We start from the raw sequence: 17,342 nt of genomic DNA, 5'->3' as shown, positions 1-17,342 counted from the left end.
CACTAGGCGTTCCGTCCCGGCAGGTGGGGAGGGGTGTGCCCGGTGTCCGCCGCCGTACCGGCCGGCGGGAGGACTGCCCGGACGCGGAACGGCGAGCGGGCCCGGGAGACGCCGTTCAGGCGCCGCGGCCCCCTCCGTCCCGGACCAAGCGGTGGACGCGCAGGATCCACCACAGCCCCAGCACCGGCAGCACCAGCGGGATGAAAAGGTACCCGGCGCCGAAGTTCGACCACACCGTGTCGTCGGGGAAGACCCCCGGCAGGAGCAGGCTGACCGCCCCCACCGCCAGCACCCCGACCAGTTCGACACTGCACGAGACCAGCGCGACCCCGCGCGAGGTCCGCCCGGCCCGGGCCAGGCCCACCGCCGCCACCAGGTAGATCACCCCGGCGAGCAGCGAGAGGCCGTAGGCCAGCGGCGCCTCGTCGAACCTCGTGGCCAACTGGTAGCCCCCGCGCGCGGTCGCGGCGAGCGCGAACACCCCGTACACGGCGACGAGCAGCCGCCCGGGGCCGGTGCGCAGGGTTCTGTCCCGGGTCGCGGCTGACTCAGACAACGGGGCTCCAGAGCTGTTCGAGGCGGACGAACAGGACGGGCAGGATCAGGCACGCGAAGGCGATCACCGCCGGGCCCCACCTGCTCCGCTCCATGAAGCCCCACACGGCGCACGCGGGCGGCAGCAGCGCGACCGTGGCCAGGTAGGACACGAACATGGCCGTCTCGGCGGGCCGCTCGCCGCCGACCATGGTGACCACGGTGGCGGCCACCTGTCCGAGCACGAGCAGCCACAGGACCGCCATGCCGACCAGGTGCGGGACCACCATGGGCTGGTCGCGGAAGGTCGAGACGAGGCACCACCCGGCCAGCGCCAGTGACACCATCTGAATCGTCATGGTCAGCCAGTCGACCACGCCGCCTCCGCTCGTCGTCCTCACGCCATGCCAGCGGGCTTCTACGACACAGCGTAGTACGTCAGGGCCACCGGATCGCACCGTCCCCCGACGGCTGCCCCGCCCGCGCGCGCCAGCCAGCGCAAACACCTCATTCCGGACAGTGCAGACACTGGGTTGGCTAGGCGGCGGCAGGCCCGCGTCGGATATGGTCCTCGAAGCCGCATGTGTTCCAGCCGCTACACGGCTCAGGCCCGCGGCGCATTCCCTCAGGCATCGTGTACGAGACCGGAGCACCCCGTTGTCCTATCCCCAGTACCCTTCCGGCCCCCAGCAGCCTCCCCACGGTGACGGCACCGGCGGCTACCAGCCCTACGGCGGCCAGCCCGGCTACGGCCCTCCCGGCGCAGGGCAGCCCGGCTACGGAGACCCGTCCGGCGGCCAGCCGCCCTACGGGGGCCCGGGCGGACCGCCTCCCGGCCAGCCCCCCTACGGCGGCATGCCCCCGGGGGGTCCCGGAGACCCCTACGGCCCGCCGCCCGGCGGCCAGCCCCCGAAGAAGGGCATGTCCACCGGCGCCAAGGTCGGCCTCGGCATCGGCGGCGGCTGCCTCGGCCTGGTGGTCATCGTGGTCATCGTCATCGTGATCATCGCCTCGATGGCGGGCGGCGGCGACAGCGCCTCGACATCCACGCCCTCGGCGCCCACCCAGCAGGAGGGCACGCAGGAGTCCGAGGGCGGCGCGGCCGAGGAGCCCGCCAACGAGCAGGGCGTCACCCTGAGCGCCACCGCCGCGGGCACGGCCGGTGACACCATCGACGACACCGTCTACACGGTGCTCGACGTCGAGCTCACCAACAACGGCGACGAGCCGCTCGACATCAACCCGCTCTACTTCACGACGGTGCTCTCCGACGGGACCGAACGCACCGACTGGGCCGACGCGATCTTCGCCGACATCCAGCACGTCGAGGTCGGCACCCTCGCGCCCGGCTCCTCGGTCTCGGGGCAGATCGCCGTGGTCGGCGAGGTCGTGGTGACCGAGGTCCGCTACGACCCCAGTTTCGGCATGGAGGACCCGATCGTCACGACGGTCCAGTAGTCCGCGCACGCACCGCGAAGCCCCGGCCGCGCGCCCCGCGGCCGGGGCTCCGCGCTGTGTTCCCGGCGGGGCTCGCCGGTACCCGGTCGGGTCTCCCGAGGCGTCCGTCCGGGCGTGCGGCGGTCTCCGGCGGGGCGTCGGAGCGCGGCAACGGAGCGTCCGGGTACGGCGGCAGAACGGCCGGGTGTCGCGAAAGCCGCTTTCTGTTGTGAAAGGGACCTTTTTCGGGGCTGGCTCGTATATCGTCGGCGCACGCGCGCGTCCCCGCCCGCACGCGCCCGTCCAGCGCGGTACCCGCTCCACCGCTCCCTGCGCGTCCCCCGGAGCCTCGCCATGTCCCTGCCCCCGCGTTCCCCCGCCACCGTGTCCACCGGCGGCAAGATCGGCCTCGGGTGCCTGGGGTGCTTCGGCGCCCTGGTCCTGACCGCCGTGATCGGCTCCTGCGCCAGCGCGCTGGCCGGAGGGGGCTCCGACCGGGCGGCTCCGCCGCCCCCGGCCGCCACGGTGACCGCGACCGTGTCCGAGACCGTGGAGCCGACCGCCACCGCGACCGAGGAGGTCGAGGTGGAGGTGACGGTCACCGCCACGGAGACGGTGACCGAACGCCCGGACGACGGCGGCAGCGGCAGCGGCGGGGGTGGCGGAGGCGACACCGGCGGCGGAGCCCCGGCCTACTACGAGAACTGCGACGCGGCGCGCGCCGCGGGCGCGGCGCCCGTACGCCGCGGCGACCCGGGCTACGGCTCCCACCTGGACCGCGACGGCGACGGCGTCGCCTGCGAATGACGGGGGTTCGGCCCGGGACCGGTTCCGGGGGCGTCGGAGCGGGTCGGAGCGCGTAGCGCCCCGTCCCGTCGGTGCCCCCTACGCCGGGGACGCCTCCTCCGCGGGGGCCTCCGCCTTCGCGGCGCTCCCCGCCAGCGCGCGCTTGATGACGGCGGCCTCCACCTGGTCGACGGCGTGGGCGGTCATCTTGTCGCCGTATCCGGGCAGGGCGCGGCTGCCGACGTACTCGCGGGTCAGTCGCACGGCCTCGGCGGTGGCCTCCCCGTAGTCGCCGTCGACCCCGCCCGAGCCCAGGGCGTCGCCGAAGCCCGCCCGGGTGACCTTGAGCTGGAGGAGCTTGACCGCGTCCCCCGTACTGCCGATCGAGAGTCCGAGCATGTCGTTTACCTCCGTGATCTCCCCGGGGGGCTTTTCGAACGTGCCGTCGCGGACGAGGGCGTAGGCCTTGTCGCCCGGGCATGAGGTGGAGATGAAGTCGCGGTGTCCGAGCACCGTTCCGGCGATGGACGTGTCCGGTTCCATCAGCCACCGGCGGAGCGCGCGCACGGCGTTGATCTGTTCCGGGGTGATGGCGTCCGTGGGACCGGTGGCCAGGGTCACCGAGTAGTGGGAGGTGTTGCCCCCCGGTTGCGCGGCCTGGGTCTTGTACAGCCCCCGACCCTCGATGACGTAGCCGTGCGCACAGCACATGAACGAGTTGCCGGTGAAGTACACCGTGCCCTCGCGCCTAGCCAGCCACGTGGAGTTGGGTGTGCGCACGCACCAGATCCGCCCCTCGTGGGGCTCACGCGTGATGGTGAACTTCGCCTGCCTGGCCGCTGCTGTCCGGGGAGAGACGTAGGTCTTGCGGCGCAGTTCCACCTTCCACATGGGATAGGGAGTTGAGGAGGTGGGAGGCCGACGGCGCAGGGAGGTCGCGTATCCGGCCAGGATCGCGGCGAACTGGAACGCCTCGGCGGCCGCCCGGTTCTTTTGGCTCAGGGACTGGGAGTTGTTCGTGCGGTTGCCGTGGCCGTCCCCCGACAGCGACGCCTCGATGAACAGGGCGAGTTGCTCCCTGGTCAGCGAGCGCAGGAACGCGTGTGTGGGCACCCGCCCGGGAGCGTGTTCGAGCAGCGCACCTCCGGCGTCGGAGGACAGGTGGAACTCGGACAACTGTCGGTTGCGGGCCTCGCGCCAGCGGGGGACGCCGTCCGTGCTTCTTCCTGTGCGGGGGAAGCGTTCGCAGGAGGGCCCGAAGACGCCGTGCAGCGCGTCGCGGATCCTGGCCACACGGTCGGGGTCCCTCATCGCTGACTGGTAGATGACCACACTCGTGCCGGGCGCACGGTCCCTGCCCTGCCGTTTGATGTGGCCCTCGGTCCAGAACCAGGCCACCAGTTCCACGATGTGGTCGGACCACTTGGGCTCCGCGGGCAGGTGCGCGCACGGAGCGGTCAGGGGGATGCGGTCCCAGTAGGTGAGCGTGTCCGTGGTGGCCCACAGGCGTTCGCGGCCGCTGACGCCGCGCGCGGAGCGCCCGGTCCGCGCCCAGGTGCCACCGGCGTTCTTCCCGCGCTCGGTACCCGTGCGCCGGTAGTAGCGCTCCACGGGCCAGCGGTGGCCGGGCGTGGTCAGCGACGAGTGTTCTCGTCCCTCCATCCGGACGAGTTCACGTCGCATGGCAGGGAAGACGAGGACGTCCTGGAGGGGTTGCCACTCCGACATCCCCGTGGCGTGGTTGAGGGTGAGGACGACGTCTCCGGGGGAGACCTGTCGGACGGTGCGCCAACCGTTCTCGGTGAGGATCTCCGTGGCTTCGTCCACGCAGTATCCGATGTCGGCCCAGCCGCGGGAGGGGCCGGTGTGGAAGGAGCGGGTGTCGCGCCAGTACTTGAGGCAGGCCGAGTGGTCCTTCGCGGCCAGCCCCTGGTCGGTGCTGTCGTAGTGGATGACCAGTCCGGATCGGGGATTGGCCCGGGTCGCGGGCGAGGAACCCCATCCCAGATCGGACCGAGAGACGTATTTGCTCGGTCGAGGCATACCCACCATTATGTCAAGTCGGCACTCCGAAGGGTAGGGGGTTGGTCACTTTGCGTAGAAATTTCCTTGTTGTCGGTAACCCGGTGTGGCGGAGTCCCCGTACCCGGAGTCCTCTGCGGCACGATGGTGGCCGACCCGAACCTGGGAGGTAACCCGTGCGCTCCGCACACACCGCCGACACTGTCCGCGATGCCGAGCGCGCGCTCATGGCGCGCCTCCCCGAAGGGGTCCTCATGCGCAGGGCGGCCACCGGGCTCGCCGCCGAGTGCGCGCGACTGCTGCCCCGCGTGTACGGGGCGCGGGTCGTCCTCATGGTCGGCGGCGGCGACAACGGGGGCGACGCGCTGTACGCGGGCGCCGCGCTGGCCGCCCGGGGCGCGGCCGTGCGCGCCCTGATCGCCGGCCGGCGCGTCCACGAGGGCGGGATCGCCGCCCTGAGGGCGGCGGGCGGGCGGGTCCGCTGGTTCACCGACGCCCTCGCCGACGAGAGCGACCTGTTCGACGCCGACCTCGTCGTGGACGGGCTCGTGGGCATCGGCGGCAGCGGCGGCCTGCGCAGGCCGCACTCCACCCTGGCCCTGCTCGCCGCGAACGCGCCCGCCCCCGTTGTCGCCGTGGACCTGCCCAGCGGGGTGGACGCCGACACCGGCGAGGTGGCCGGGCACGCCGTCCGCGCCGACGTCACGGTCACCTTCGGCACCCACAAGCCCGGCCTGTTCGTCGATCCGGGCGCCGAACGCGCGGGCCGGGTCCGTCTCGTGGACATCGGGCTGACCCCGGAGCTGCCCGGACCCGACCTGGTCAGTCCGCGGGCTGTGGACATCGCCTCGCTCCTGCCGGTCGCCGGGGCGGAGTCGGACAAGTACCGGCGGGGCGTCCTCGCCGTCCGCGCGGGCTCCGACCGCTACCGGGGCGCCGCGGTCCTGTGCGTGGGCGGAGCGCTGCGCACCGGGGTCGGCATGGTGCGCTACGGGGGCGGTCCGGCCGTGGTCGACCAGGTGCTCGCCCACTGGCCGGAGACCGTCGCCAGCCTCCTCGATCCGCAGAACAGCACCGACCTGTCTCCCGGTCGGGTGTCCGCCGTCGTCGTCGGCTCCGGCCGGGGCACGCACCCGGCCAACGCCGACGAACTCCGCGCGGTCCTGGACAGCGACGTTCCGGTGCTGGTGGACGCGGACGGGCTCACCCTGCTCACCGGGGACTGGGGCGGACCGCTGTGCGAGCTGCTGCGGGAGAGGCGGGCGCACACGCTGCTGACGCCGCACGCCGGGGAGCTGGCCCGGATGCTGGGCGCGGACCGGGGGGACGTCGAGGCGCGCCGTCTGGAGCACGCGGCCCGCGCCCGCGACCGTTTCGGGTGCACCGTCCTGCTCAAGGGGTCGACCACGGTGATCGCGCACCCGGGGGCCCCGGTGGTGGTCAACCCGACCGGAACGCCGCTGCTGGCCACCGCCGGGACCGGAGACGTGCTGTCGGGGGTGGTCGGCGCGCTCCTGGCCGCCGGGCTGCCCGCGAGGGAGGCGGCGATGTGCGGCGCCTATCTGCACGGACGCGCCGCCTCGCTGGCCCGGGACGGTGCCCCGATCAGCGCGTCCGACCTGTTGGAGGCGCTGCCGCTCGCGGTGGCCGAGGTCCGCCGGGCGGCCTGAGGCGGAACCGGGTCGCCCGCCCGGCCGAGGGGACGCCGTCCCGGAACGCGCACAGCCGAGCCCCCATGGGTTCGCTCCGGTGCGGTCCGCGCGCGGGGCGGGACCGAAGGGTGCCGGCTCAAGCCCTGTCTGTCCGCCGTTCGCGTGCGGGGCCGGGGGAGGGGTGTCGGCCGTCGTGGGACGATGGGGTCCCTCCTCCGGACACGACGGGCGTCCCCCATGTTCCCCGCCTCCGCACCCCCGGCCGGTGCCGTGTGATCACCGCAGCGGTCCTCATCCCGCTGTTCCTCGTCGGAACCCTGGTCGCGCTGTACGCGGAGACGCGTCGCATCGCCGTCCACCGCCGTGGCGAAGCTACGAGCGGTCGTGCGGTGCCGTGGCGCGATGCGTTGCGGGCCGCACGGCTTCCCCGTTCGTGCGCGCGGATCTGGTGGGGGTTCTTCACCGTGGCCTGCGTCTTCTGGACCGGGCGTGAGGGCGCGCCCCTCTTCGGAGCGGCGGGGTTCGTCTTCTGGGGCGTGACCGGTCTTCCTGGAAGCCCGTCCCACGACCTCCTGCTCCGGCTCCGGGCCGGGCGGGAGGCTGAAGACCGGTCCGACCCTTCGGCCGCGCGGCCGGTCACCCTGTACCGCAGCCGGTTCCGTGTCCTGGGTGTCGCCGCGGTGCTGGTGATGGCGTCGCTCTCGGCGGTGCTCGTGTCCGGCGCGGGGGAGGGCGACTGGTACGCGCTGGTGGCGGCCCCGCTCCTGCCGGTCCTCGGGCTGGTGGTCTGGCAGCGGACCGTCTATCCGGAGGTCCGCATGTCCGGGACGCGCCTGCTCCTGAAGCGGTACGCCGTGTGGGTCTCGATTCCCGTGGAGTGGGTCGCGCGGGTCGACGCCGGGAACGGTGTCGCCGTCCACTTCCTCGACGGAAGGGCGTTCTGTTCGAGGGCCTGGGGGAGCACCCCGGCCCGGGACGAGGAGGCCGCCCAACGGATCACCCGGTTCGTCCGAGAGGCACGGGAGGGGATGCCTCCGTCCGCCGACCGGCCCCTGGGGTGGGGCCGGGACCTAGTGGCGGGCCCGTTCGCCGTGTGGCTCGGGCTCGTGCTCGCCTGGATGCCCACCGACATCTGATCCGCCCCGGTGCCGGAGCGCGCCCGGCGGTGGTGGGTCCCGGGGGGAGCCTGGGGCGCGGGCGCGCTGTGGCTGGCCCTCGCCCTCCACGTCACCGAGGCCCTGACGCGCTAGCCCTGATCCCGCGACGCCCGAGTGCTCAGCGCGCGGGCGGCGTCGATGCCCCGCTGCACGATGTCGGTGATGAAGTAGTCGCCCGGGTCGCGGTCGTCGCGCAGCCGGTGCACCAGGGAGTCGTCCACCCACAGGAACTCGGTGTGCTTGCCCGGCTCCAGGCGGGGCGCGTCCAGGTCGCCCTCCACCCGAACCAGGTAGTCCACCTCGTGCCGGGTCAGGCCGTCCCCGGGGTCCCAGTCCAGCCGGAACAGCTCCGCCAGCACACTGGTCAGCCGCCAGCCGGTCTCCTCCGCGACCTCGCGCGCCAGCCCCTCCAGCATGGTCTCGCCCTGCTCGACGTGTCCGCCCACGATGTCCCAGCAGTGCGGGAACACCTTGCGCGTGGGGGACCGGCGCTGGGCGAAGACCCTTCCCCGGTCGTCGGCGATCACCGCGGCCGCCACGTGGGTCCGGCCGTCGGCGGTGTCGGGGAACCCGATCCCGGGGGCCACCGTGATGCCCGTGCTCATGCGTCCTCCTCGTCCGCGGGCGAGCCTACCCCCCGGTCGCGGCGGGGCAGGCGCAGCGTCAGGAGCCTGGCCCGGGGGGCCAGCCCGCGGGCCAGGTCGAACACCGCCTCGGTGCGCGAGTGGTCCTCGTCGAGCACCGAGAACAGGTTCACCCCCAGGTAGAACGTGATCGCCCCGTAGGCCACCTCGCGGGCGGGCAGCAGCTTCCCGAGGGCGGATCCGCCCAGGACCCGGTTCCACTCCTGCTCGATGAAGGCGATCCACGGCTCCGAGCGGTCCCTGATCCGCGTGCGCAGCTCCGGTTTGGTGACGGCGGCGGCCACCAGTTCGGAGAACTCGGTGATGTAACCGCGCTCCAGGTCGGTCCGGTAGATGAGCATCGCCGCCTCCACCAGCTCCTCCAGGGTGTCCGCCCGCGCCGCGATCTCCCGGTACATGGCCATGCGCTCGGCGCTGGAGCGGTCCAGCGCCGCCAGCAGAAGCTGGTCGACCCCGCCGAAGTGGTAGAAGACCAGCGCCGAGTTGGCCTCCGCGCGCGCGGCGATGGCGCGCGCCGACGCCCCGGCGTAGCCCTCCTCGCGCAGGACCTCGCTGGCGGCCGCCAGGAGCCGCTCCCTGGTCTCCTCGCTCGCGCGCCGTCCTCCGCCGCCCTTGGCCATGGCCCTCCTTGCTCTCGGGGAGGTTTTCAGCATACGGTTTAATCGAGTGATTAAACCAAGCGATTTAATCGCATGCTGAAGGAGTTCCCCCGTGCCCCGAAGCGACTCCCCCGCGCCCTCCAGGGCTCGCCTGCTGCTCGCGGCCCTGGTCCTGGCCGCCTTCGCCGCCCTGCTGGCGCTCCGGATCCACCACTGGGGCGGCCTGGACCAGACCGCGCTGTTCTACGTCGGCCTGCCCGCGACCATCGCCCTGCTCGTGGTTTTCACCGTGCGGGCCCGCAGCGCCATGGGCGTCACCATGGCCGTCACCACCCTCTGCCTGGCCCTGGCCGGACCCCTGCTCGGTGAGGGCATGGTCTGCCTGCTCATCGCCGCGCCGCTGATCTACGGGGTCGTCGCCGTGGTCACCTGGACGGCCGGGGCGCTCGTCGCCTGGCGGGACCGCTCCCGGCACGCCCTGTTCGCGGCTCCGCTGCTGTTCGTGCTCGCCCTGGAGGGCGTCGCCGGAACCTCCCTGCTGCCCCGGGAGGACCGCGGCGAGGGCCACGTCCTGGTCCCCGCCGCCCCGCACGAGGTCGCCGCCGCCCTGGCCGCCCCACCCGCCTACGCCGCCCCCGACGCGCTCTTCCTGCGGGCCGTGCCCTTCCCCGAGCCCGTCTCGGCCTCCGGCGGGGGCCTGGATGTCGGCGACACCCGGCACGTCCGCTTCACCCCGCGCCGCACGCTGGAGCCGGGCGCCGAGCCCACACCGCGCCACATGGAGCTCCGCGTCACCGCGAGCGAGGTCCGCGGGGACGGCGGGCGCGTGGTGTTCGAGGTGGCGGAGGACACCGCCTTCGCGAACTGGATGGACATGCGCGGCGCCGAGGCCGTGTGGCGCGCCGAGGGCGACGGGACCCGCCTGGCCTGGTCCATCGACTACGAGCGCACCTACGAGCCCTCCTGGTACTTCGGGCCGATCCAGTCCTACGCGACCGACCTGGCCGCCGAGTACCTCGCCGCCACCTTCGGCGCCGCCGCCCCGGAGGGTTCCCGATGATCCCGGAACTGCCCGCGGCGCTGGTCCGCGGCGTCGGCCTGTTCGCCCCGCTGTTCCTGCTGGCCGGACTGTGCCTGTGGCGCGCGCCCCGTCCGCGCGAGGTCGCGGCGATGCTGGTGGCCGGGGCGTGGGCCCTGCTCACGCTGGTTCCGCTCAACCTGTACGCGCTGCGCGCCGGCTGGTGGTCCTTCCACGCCGAGGGCGCGGTGTGGCTCGGCGTGCCCGTGGACCTGCTGCTGGCCTGGGCGGTGCTGTGGGGCGCGCTGCCCGCGCTGCTGCTGCGCCTGCTGCCGGTGCCGCTGCTCAGCGGCCTGCTCGTGTGGGTGGACGTCATCGTCATGCCGCTCGCCGAACCCGTCGTGGTGCTGGGCCCGCTCTGGCTGCTCGGCGAGTTCGCCGGCTCCGCGCTGTGCCTGATCCCCGCGCTGATGCTGGCCTACTGGACGCGCACCGGCCAGCTGGTGCACGCCCGGACGTGGGCGCAGGCGCTCCTGGCGTTCGGGGCCATGGTGGTCCTGCCGCTGGCCGCGCTGGACGCCCTGCCCGGTCCGGGCACGGCCTTCGTGGCCGCCCAGGTCCTGGTCCCGGTGTGCCTGCCGGGGCTGGCGGCGGCCCGCGAGTTCGCGCGGGTGGGCGGCGGCACCCCGCTGCCCTTCGACCCGCCGTCGCGCCTGGTCACCAGCGGCCCCTACGCCTACCTGCGCAACCCGATGCAGACCACCATGGCCGGGGTGTACCTGGTCCTGGCCCCGGTGGCCGGCGACCCGCGGCTGCTGCTCGGCGCGCTCGCGGCCTTCGTCTACGGCGCGGGGTTCGCCGCCTGGCACGAGGGCGGCCAGCTGCGGGCGGCGTTCGGAGGGGACTGGGAGGCCTACCGGGCGGGCGTGCGCGCCTGGCTGCCCCGGTGGCGGCCGTGGCCCGGCCGCGCGCCGGGCACGCTGTACGTGGCCGCGGACTGCGCCATGTGCCGGGGCCTGGGCGGCTGGCTGGCCGCCCGAACGCCGGTGGCGCTGGAGCCGCGGCCGGCGGCGGAGCACCCCGATGTGCTGTACCGCCTCACCTACGAGAACCCCGAGGGTCAGCGCTGGAGCGGGGTGTCGGCGCTGGCCCGGGCGCTGGAGCACCTGCACCTGGGCTGGGCGCTCGCGGGCTGGGCGCTCGACCTGCCGGGGGTGCGGCACTTCGCGCAACTGTGCGCGGACGCCTTCGGTGCCGGACCGCGGCCCTCGCGCGAACCCCTCGAAGGAGGAGGGGAGGAGCCGGGCGCTCCCCGCGGCGGCGGGGCGCCTGTGCCCGGCGCGCGGGTGTGAGTCGGAGCCGACCCGTTCGCGGCCGACACGGAAGGCGCCGCCCGCGTCGAGCGCGGGCGGCACACGGTGTTCCTCGTGGCCGGGGAGCCCTCCTCCCCGGCGTCGTAGCCGGAGCGGGCCGCCGCGGTTCCGGCCGGTCCGGACTCCCCGCCCCGGTTCAGGTGTCGGGCTCGGGCTCGACCGCTGATCCCAGGCCGGTCAGCCAGGCCAGGTGGCTCTGCAGGGCCGTTCGTCCGACCGGTGTCAGGCGGAACCAGGTTTTCGGCCGGCGCCCGACCGCTCCCTTGCGGACTTCGAGCAGTCCGGCGTCCTCCAGGGTGCGGCTGTGCTTGGAGACCATCGGATCGCTGACGCCGAGCAGGTCGCGCACGGTGGCGAAGTCGACCCAGTTCGCGCTCTGCAACAGCGCGCACATCGCCAGGCGCGGGCCGGTCTCCAGGATCGGTTGGCGTGCGGCGGCGGCGCCGCCGGGGAGGCGCCGCCGCCGGGGCTGTGCAGCGCGGTCACTACTGGACCCTGCCGTTCTCGATGCTGCGGCGCATGGCCGAGCGGACCATCATCTGTCCGGCGAGCACGAGGGCGGCCACGGGCGCCAGCGCGGCGAGCGCGAAGCCGATCATGCCCTGGTCGACCAGGAGGTTGATGCCGATGTAGCCCACGCCCGTGATGGCCAGGGCGGCGATCCACATCAGGCGGGCGCCGGGGTAGGAGAAGACGTAGCGCGGCATGTACACGCCGCTGCGTCGGCGCTGGATGACCGAGTAGGCGGTGGCGATGACGACCACGCCGAGGATGGCCCACTGGAAGTAGGGGCCGCCGCCGGGCAGGAGGGCCGACCAGATCGGCAGGCCGGCGATGAGGACGCTCGCGGCGGCGAGGAAGACCCAGTAGGCGGCGGGCGGGTCGGTGTGGCCGGCGAGCCTGCGGCGGGCGTCGGCGACCTGGTCGAGCTCGGGGTTGCTGTTCATGTCGTCTCCTCTTTCGTATCTACTTTCTATATGGAAAGTAGATACCAAGGATCGGGTCCTGTCAAACACACCGGGGCCCGAAAGAAGGCAGCCGATACACAACCACCGCGTCGACCAGCGACGACGCGAGGAACCCGAATGACCGGCACGCCCCGCGGTCGGCGGGGCCGCCGCCGACCGCGGGGCGGCGGAGGGGTCCACTGCACCCTCCCCCGGCCGGGCGGCCCACCGTTATGCTCGGTCGGGCCGATCCGTCCGGAAGGCGGCGGAAACGGGCCCGCGCTCCCCGCCCCCGAACGAGCACCCGTCCGCCCCCGAGTGAGCCCCCAGGCACGAGGTGACCCATGGAAGAACAGGCCATGCTCGCGCGTGACCTCGTGCTGCGCGTCTGCGCCGGAGCGACCGAGTTCGACCCCCACTGGATCCGGGCCGACGGCAAGGTCACCACCCCCTTCCTGGTCCCCCGCGACCGCAACCTCATCCGCGCGGTCGTCGCCGCTGGCCGCGCCATGGGCGTGGAGCGGCTCCTGGTGTGCCGGACCAGGCCCGAGTTCTCCTACGACCCCGTCACCGAGGTCCCCCTCGACACCGACACCCTCATCGACCTCATCCGCGGCTGGGGGCCCGCGCCCACCGACTTCCTTGTCTGCGTCGAGGACTTCTCCGCCGCCGTCCTGGTCACCGCGGACGAGCTCACCGTCGCGGCCGGTCCCGCCGACTTCGTCCGCGAACTCGTCGGCGCCGACATCCCCCAGGCCCGCAGCCACTTCGCCTCGCGCGCCCGACGGGAGGGCGGCCCGGTCCTCACCCGCGCCGCCCAGCTCTACCACTGCGCCGAGACCGGCGCGCGCCACGCCCGCGGCCCGCGCGGACCCGGCCCCGACCCGGCCGAACTCCTGGCCCGCAGCGCCGAACGCGCGCGGCGGCGCTCACCGCGCGCGGTCCGCTCCCTGCGGGCCCTGCGCGGGGCCTGGGGGTGGCTCATGGTGGCCGCGCTGCTCGTGGCGCCCCTGGCCGTCCCCGGTCTGGGCGCCGCGTTCCCGGCGCTGGCCGCCTCCTTCGTCCTGCTGTTCCAGCTGGCCCTGCTGGCCCGCTCGCGCACGGTCTCCTTCGCCTCGCTGCTGCGGGTGGCCGCGTTCGGCGCGCTGCTGCTGTGGCCGCTGGCGCTGGCCGAGTCCGCCGTCACCGGACTGCTGGGCGGCGACCCCTACGGCGTCCTCGGCTACACCTACGTCGCCGTGACCGTGGAGGAGGTCGGCAAGCTCCTCCCGCTGCTGCTCCTGGCCCTGGCGGCCCGCCGAAGGCTGCGCCGCCTGGCCGCGGTGGACTTCCTGCTGCTGGCCGCGGCCTCCGGCGCCGGGTTCCAGCTGGCCGAGCGCCTGCTCACGGAGGTGGCCCTCGGAGGGGCGGGCATGCCCGCCGGGACCGGCCTGTTCCTGCCCGGCGGCAGTACCGTCACCGACCCCGCGGGCACCGTGCTCGCGGTCTTCTCCGGTCACGCCGTCACCACCGGCCTGGTCGGCGCCGCGCTCGGCCTGGCGGTCGTCGGCCGCCGCTACGGGGCCTGGCTGTGGCTCCTGCCGCCGGTCGCGCTGACCCTGGCGTTCCTGGAGCACCTGAACCTGAACGCGCGGCTGGCCAACGCCCAGCTGCACCCGGCCTCCGACCTCGTGCACGGCCTCCTCGGCGGCGGGGTGCTCACCCCGTGGCTGCTGGTGCTGCTGTTGCTGTGCGCGGTGGCCATGGACTACCGGCTGATCGCGACCGCGGCCGAGTCCACGCCGCCGCTGCCCGGGCAGCCGCCGCTGGCCCGCCTGCGCCGCCGGGCGCGGGGGCGTTCGGTGGCCATGCGGGTCCGCGTGCCCGCCGACATCGCGCCGCTGTTCCGCCGGACGGCGCTGTCCTGGGTGGACCTGCCGATCACCCTGGCCACCACGGTGTCCACGATCGCCCACGAATCGGCCGTCGCGGCCATCGCGGCGCGGCGCGGCCCCTCGGTGCTCTGCGACACCTGGCGGTTCCTGCGCTGGCGGCGGGCGAACGCCATGGGCGAGGCCCGGTCGGCGGGGCGGCCCTGGCGCCACTACCCCTCACAGGAGGAACTGACCCGGCAGGCGCGCGAACTGGCGATGCGGCTGGGGCTGGCGGCCACCGGAGGGGTCACCGGGGCGATGGCGGCGATGGGCGCGGCGGCGATGGTGTTCGCCGCCGCGCCCGCCCCGGACGCCACCGGTGCGCCCGCCTACGCGTTCGTGGCCCTCGACCGGATCCGGGGCTGGCTGGGCGACCTGGTCGGCGTCGACGCGGTCTGGGCGGCCGTGGTGCTGGTCGCGGTGCTCACGCTGCTGCTGTCCGGGAACGGGGTCCCCCACGCGCACCCGAGGATGCGCGAGTTCCTGCGCGCGCCGACCGCGAACACCGGGGCGATCCTCGGCATGCTCGCGCCCGGCCAGGTGGGATACGCGCTCCTGGGCTGGGCGGGGCTGCTGCTGCCCAGGCGCGTGAACCGTCTCCTCGTGCGGTGACGGGCCCGGCCCCGGGACGCCGCGCCCGCCCCGGGGCCGTTCCGCCGACCCCGCCCGTTCATCCGGAGCGGGAGGCTCCGGTGGGGACGGCGCTCGGGGGAGGTCCCCGCCGCGCTCAGACCGCGGTGACGCCCCTCGGCGGCTCGAAGGCGCGCACGGGCGGTACCTGCCCGGTGAACGGTTCGACGCGCACGCGCACCAGCTGACCCGTGCACCCCTGGCTCAGCGAGGACGTCCCCACGTCCTCCGTCAGCGCGTTCGGGTTCCCGTGCGCGCACGTCACGTCCTCCGACGAGGGGTCGTACCAGGCCCCCGTGGACAGCTGCACGACACCCGGCCGCAGCGCTTGGCTCACCACCACGCCCGCCAGGCACGAGCCCGTGGCGCTGGACACCCGCACCACGTCCCCGTCAGCCACACCGCACGCCCGCGCCTCCTCCGGACGCATCCGCAACGGCGCCCTACCGCGCACCTTCTGCGACATGCTGTGCGCGCCCATGTCCTGCTGGCTGTGCAGCCTGCCGCTCGGCTGGTTCGCGATCAGCACCAGGGGGAACCCCCCGGTCCGACCACCGGAGCCGTCCACCACCGGCCCCGCCAGCCACACCGGGTGCCCCGGGCAGTCCCCGTACCCGAACGACGCGATCGTCTCCGAGAACAGCTCGATCCGCCCGCTCGGCGTACGCAGGGCGTGGCCCTCCGGATCGGCGCGGAACTCGCCCAGCAGCGCCTCGTCCTCCACCCGGCCGGGCATCTCCACCCGCCCGCGCTCCCAGAACTCCTCGAACTCCGGCACCTCCAGGCCCCGCCGCGCCACCAGCGACCGCCAGCGCCCGTACACCACGCGCATCCACCCGCCGCTCGTGCGCCCCTCGGTGAACTCCTCGCGCGCTCCCAGCCTCTCGGCCAGGTCGGCGTAGGTGTCGTACTCGTCGCGCGCCTGCCCGTGCGGCGCCACCGCGCGCGGCATCGCCCGCACGCTCAGGTCGCCCTGGCTCGCGGCCATGTCGTCGCGCTCCAGCACCGTCGTGGCCGGGAGCACGATGTCGGCGTGCCGCGCCGTCGCGGTCCAGTGCGTCTCGTTCACCACCACCGTCTCCGGCCGCCCGAACGCCTCGGTCAACCGCCTCAGGTCCTGGTGGTGGTGGAAGGGGTTGCCCCCGGCCCAGTACACCAGCCGGATGTCCGGGTACCGCCGTTCCTCGCCGTCGTGGTCGTAGCGCCCGCCCGGCTCCAGCAGCATGTCGGCCACCCGCGCCACCGGGATGAACGAGTCCACCGCGTTGTTGCCCTGCGGCATCCTCGGCAGCCCCAGCGGCGTCGCGCCGCCCCCGTAGTTGCCCATGGACCCGTAGCCGGACGCGAAGCCGCCGCCAGGCAGCCCCACCTGACCCAGGCAGCACGCCAGCGCCAGCCCGGCCCACAACGGCTGCTCGCCGTACCGCGCCCGCTGTACCGACCACCCCACGTTGACCAGCGTGCGCCGCGCCGCCATCCGCCGCGCCAGCGACCGCAGTTCGTCGGCGGGGACCCCGCTGATCCGCTCGGCCCACTCCGGCGTCCGCGCGGTCCCGTCCGGGCCGCCCCGCTCGTCGCGCTCGCCCAGCACGTACGCGCGCAGCACGTCCGCGCCCACGGTGTAGCGGTCCAGGAAGGCGGTGTCGGCCAGGCCCTCCGTGAACAGCACGTGCATCAGCGCCAGCATCACCGCCGTGTCGGTCCCCGGGTTGAGGGAGACCCACTCGGCCTTGACGTCCTCGGGGGTGTCGTCCAGCAGCGGCGACACCGACACGAACTCCACTCCGGCCCCGGACGCGTCGCGCATCGCCGCACCGGCGGTCTGGGCGGCGCGCCCGCCCGAGGAGGTCCACGTGTTGGACACCCGCAGCCCGCCGAAGCTCACCAGCAGCTCGGTGTGCTCGCGGATCCGGGTCCACGACGGGGCCCGGTGCAGCAGCCGGTTCGCCGCGGGGACGCCGATGATCCGCGGGAAGAGCACCTCCACCGCGCCGTGGCTGTAGGTGGTGCGCGAGCGCGTGTACCCGCCGATCGAGTTGAGGAACCGGTGCAGCTGGCTCTGCGCGTGGTGGATCCGCCCCGCGCTGCCCCAGCCGTACGAACCGCCGTAGATCGCCGCGTTCCCGTACGCGCCGCGCACCCGGTCCAGTTCACCGGCGAGCAGGTCCAGCGCCGTGGACCACTCCACCTCGACGTAGGCGTCGTCGGGGTCCCCCCGGAGCGGGTCCGGGCCGGGGCCGTTCTCCAGCCAGCGCCGACGCACCGCCGGACGCGCCACCCGCGAGGCGTGGTGCTGGGCGGCGGGGGTGTTGGCGATCACCGGGGACGGCGCCGGGTCGTCCGGGTCCGGGAGGGTCCCGACCACCCGGCCGTCCTCCACGACCACCCGGTAACTGCCCCAGTGGGCGCTGGTCGGATAAGACGACGTGCCGGACATGCTCGTTTCCCCCCTGGATTCACCTGGGCCCCACCAGGGACCCGAACTCACTCTATGCACCACACGGTGCGATGATGGGCGGCGCGGTCCCGCCCGGAGGAGGCGGCCGACCCGGTCGGACGGCCGGTGCCGCGACCGCGCTCCCGCGCGGCCGACCGGCGCGGGCCGCGCGCAGGCGGACGAGTGGAGCAGG

General features: G+C 74.3%; 15 protein-coding genes. 7 read left to right on the top strand and 8 right to left on the bottom strand.

Translation table 11 applies throughout. The features are described from left to right. Window positions 1-115: 115 nt before the first annotated feature. Both KGD83_RS25835 and KGD83_RS25830 read right to left on the bottom strand, forming a co-directional pair. Entirely contained in the window at window positions 116-556 is a 441-nt protein-coding gene (locus tag KGD83_RS25835) for a hypothetical protein (protein WP_212641566.1), read from the bottom strand. After that, window positions 549-911, bottom strand: coding sequence for a cyclin family protein (locus KGD83_RS25830; RefSeq protein ID WP_174546564.1), 363 nt, complete (start codon window positions 909-911; stop codon window positions 549-551). The genes KGD83_RS25835 and KGD83_RS25830 overlap by 8 nt, the downstream gene beginning before the upstream one ends. Window positions 912-1,191: 280 nt before the next feature. On the opposite strand from KGD83_RS25830, the gene KGD83_RS25825 reads away from it, so the two are divergent. Continuing rightward, complete coding sequence (locus tag KGD83_RS25825; protein WP_212641565.1) at window positions 1,192-1,992, top strand: DUF4352 domain-containing protein; 801 nt, start codon at window positions 1,192-1,194, stop codon at window positions 1,990-1,992. A gap of 333 nt (window positions 1,993-2,325) precedes the next feature. Next, complete coding sequence (locus KGD83_RS25820) at window positions 2,326-2,778, top strand: excalibur calcium-binding domain-containing protein (protein ID WP_212641564.1); 453 nt, start codon at window positions 2,326-2,328, stop codon at window positions 2,776-2,778. Window positions 2,779-2,856: 78 nt separating this feature from the next. Here the strand turns inward: KGD83_RS25820 and KGD83_RS25815 are convergent, their stop codons facing one another. Beyond that, complete coding sequence (locus KGD83_RS25815; protein WP_212641563.1) at window positions 2,857-4,800, bottom strand: N-acetylmuramoyl-L-alanine amidase; 1,944 nt, start codon at window positions 4,798-4,800, stop codon at window positions 2,857-2,859. Between the two features lie 155 nt (window positions 4,801-4,955). Here KGD83_RS25815 and KGD83_RS25810 point away from each other — a divergent pair, with 155 nt between their 5' ends. After that, complete coding sequence (locus KGD83_RS25810; RefSeq protein ID WP_212641562.1) at window positions 4,956-6,449, top strand: NAD(P)H-hydrate dehydratase; 1,494 nt, start codon at window positions 4,956-4,958, stop codon at window positions 6,447-6,449. A 254-nt stretch (window positions 6,450-6,703) separates the two neighbouring features. Beyond that, entirely contained in the window at window positions 6,704-7,567 is an 864-nt protein-coding gene (locus KGD83_RS25805; protein ID WP_212641561.1) for a hypothetical protein, read from the top strand. A 110-nt stretch (window positions 7,568-7,677) separates the two neighbouring features. Here KGD83_RS25805 and KGD83_RS25800 read toward each other — a convergent pair whose 3' ends face one another. Next, a complete protein-coding gene (locus tag KGD83_RS25800) occupies window positions 7,678-8,193 on the bottom strand; it encodes an NUDIX hydrolase (protein ID WP_212641560.1) in 516 nt (171 codons plus the stop codon). Continuing rightward, complete coding sequence (locus tag KGD83_RS25795; protein WP_212641559.1) at window positions 8,190-8,852, bottom strand: TetR/AcrR family transcriptional regulator; 663 nt, start codon at window positions 8,850-8,852, stop codon at window positions 8,190-8,192. The genes KGD83_RS25800 and KGD83_RS25795 overlap by 4 nt, the downstream gene beginning before the upstream one ends. A gap of 91 nt (window positions 8,853-8,943) precedes the next feature. Between KGD83_RS25795 and KGD83_RS25790 the strand changes: the two genes are divergently transcribed. Continuing rightward, complete coding sequence (locus KGD83_RS25790) at window positions 8,944-9,891, top strand: hypothetical protein (protein ID WP_212641558.1); 948 nt, start codon at window positions 8,944-8,946, stop codon at window positions 9,889-9,891. Then, window positions 9,888-11,201, top strand: a complete 1,314-nt coding sequence (locus KGD83_RS25785; protein ID WP_212641557.1) for a methyltransferase — start codon at window positions 9,888-9,890, stop codon at window positions 11,199-11,201. The genes KGD83_RS25790 and KGD83_RS25785 overlap by 4 nt, the downstream gene beginning before the upstream one ends. 157 nt (window positions 11,202-11,358) lie before the next feature. Here the strand turns inward: KGD83_RS25785 and KGD83_RS25780 are convergent, their stop codons facing one another. Next, window positions 11,359-11,604, bottom strand: coding sequence for a transcriptional regulator (locus KGD83_RS25780; RefSeq protein WP_249352027.1), 246 nt, complete (start codon window positions 11,602-11,604; stop codon window positions 11,359-11,361). 103 nt (window positions 11,605-11,707) lie between these two features. Beyond that, window positions 11,708-12,169 carry a hypothetical protein gene (locus KGD83_RS25775; RefSeq protein WP_212641556.1) on the bottom strand — a complete coding sequence of 154 codons (462 nt, stop codon included), beginning with the start codon at window positions 12,167-12,169 and terminating at the stop codon, window positions 11,708-11,710. A gap of 344 nt (window positions 12,170-12,513) precedes the next feature. Here KGD83_RS25775 and KGD83_RS25770 point away from each other — a divergent pair, with 344 nt between their 5' ends. Then, a complete protein-coding gene (locus KGD83_RS25770; RefSeq protein ID WP_212641555.1) occupies window positions 12,514-14,694 on the top strand; it encodes a PrsW family intramembrane metalloprotease in 2,181 nt (726 codons plus the stop codon). 115 nt (window positions 14,695-14,809) lie between these two features. On the opposite strand, the gene KGD83_RS25765 is transcribed toward KGD83_RS25770, so the two are convergent. Further along, window positions 14,810-17,149, bottom strand: coding sequence for a molybdopterin-dependent oxidoreductase (locus KGD83_RS25765; RefSeq protein WP_212641554.1), 2,340 nt, complete (start codon window positions 17,147-17,149; stop codon window positions 14,810-14,812). Window positions 17,150-17,342 lie beyond the last annotated feature (193 nt).

Source organism: Nocardiopsis akebiae (assembly GCF_018316795.1).
GTDB classification, from domain to species: domain Bacteria; phylum Actinomycetota; class Actinomycetes; order Streptosporangiales; family Streptosporangiaceae; genus Nocardiopsis; species Nocardiopsis dassonvillei.
The sequence above is the reverse complement of the archived record's forward strand: the minus strand, read 5'-3'. Positions and strand labels throughout refer to the sequence as shown.

What these genes read in the sequence shown, in the direction of transcription:
- KGD83_RS25765 (WP_212641554.1), bottom strand. Translation starts at nt 17,149, where the DNA reads ATGTCCGGCACGTCGTCTTATCCGACCAGCGCCCACTGGGGCAGTTAC.
- KGD83_RS25785 (WP_212641557.1), top strand. Translation starts at nt 9,888, where the DNA reads ATGATCCCGGAACTGCCCGCGGCGCTGGTCCGCGGCGTCGGCCTGTTC.
- KGD83_RS25795 (WP_212641559.1), bottom strand. Translation starts at nt 8,852, where the DNA reads ATGGCCAAGGGCGGCGGAGGACGGCGCGCGAGCGAGGAGACCAGGGAG.
- KGD83_RS25770 (WP_212641555.1), top strand. Translation starts at nt 12,514, where the DNA reads ATGGAAGAACAGGCCATGCTCGCGCGTGACCTCGTGCTGCGCGTCTGC.
- KGD83_RS25815 (WP_212641563.1), bottom strand. Translation starts at nt 4,800, where the DNA reads ATGCCTCGACCGAGCAAATACGTCTCTCGGTCCGATCTGGGATGGGGT.
- KGD83_RS25800 (WP_212641560.1), bottom strand. Translation starts at nt 8,193, where the DNA reads ATGAGCACGGGCATCACGGTGGCCCCCGGGATCGGGTTCCCCGACACC.
- KGD83_RS25775 (WP_212641556.1), bottom strand. Translation starts at nt 12,169, where the DNA reads ATGAACAGCAACCCCGAGCTCGACCAGGTCGCCGACGCCCGCCGCAGG.
- KGD83_RS25820 (WP_212641564.1), top strand. Translation starts at nt 2,326, where the DNA reads ATGTCCCTGCCCCCGCGTTCCCCCGCCACCGTGTCCACCGGCGGCAAG.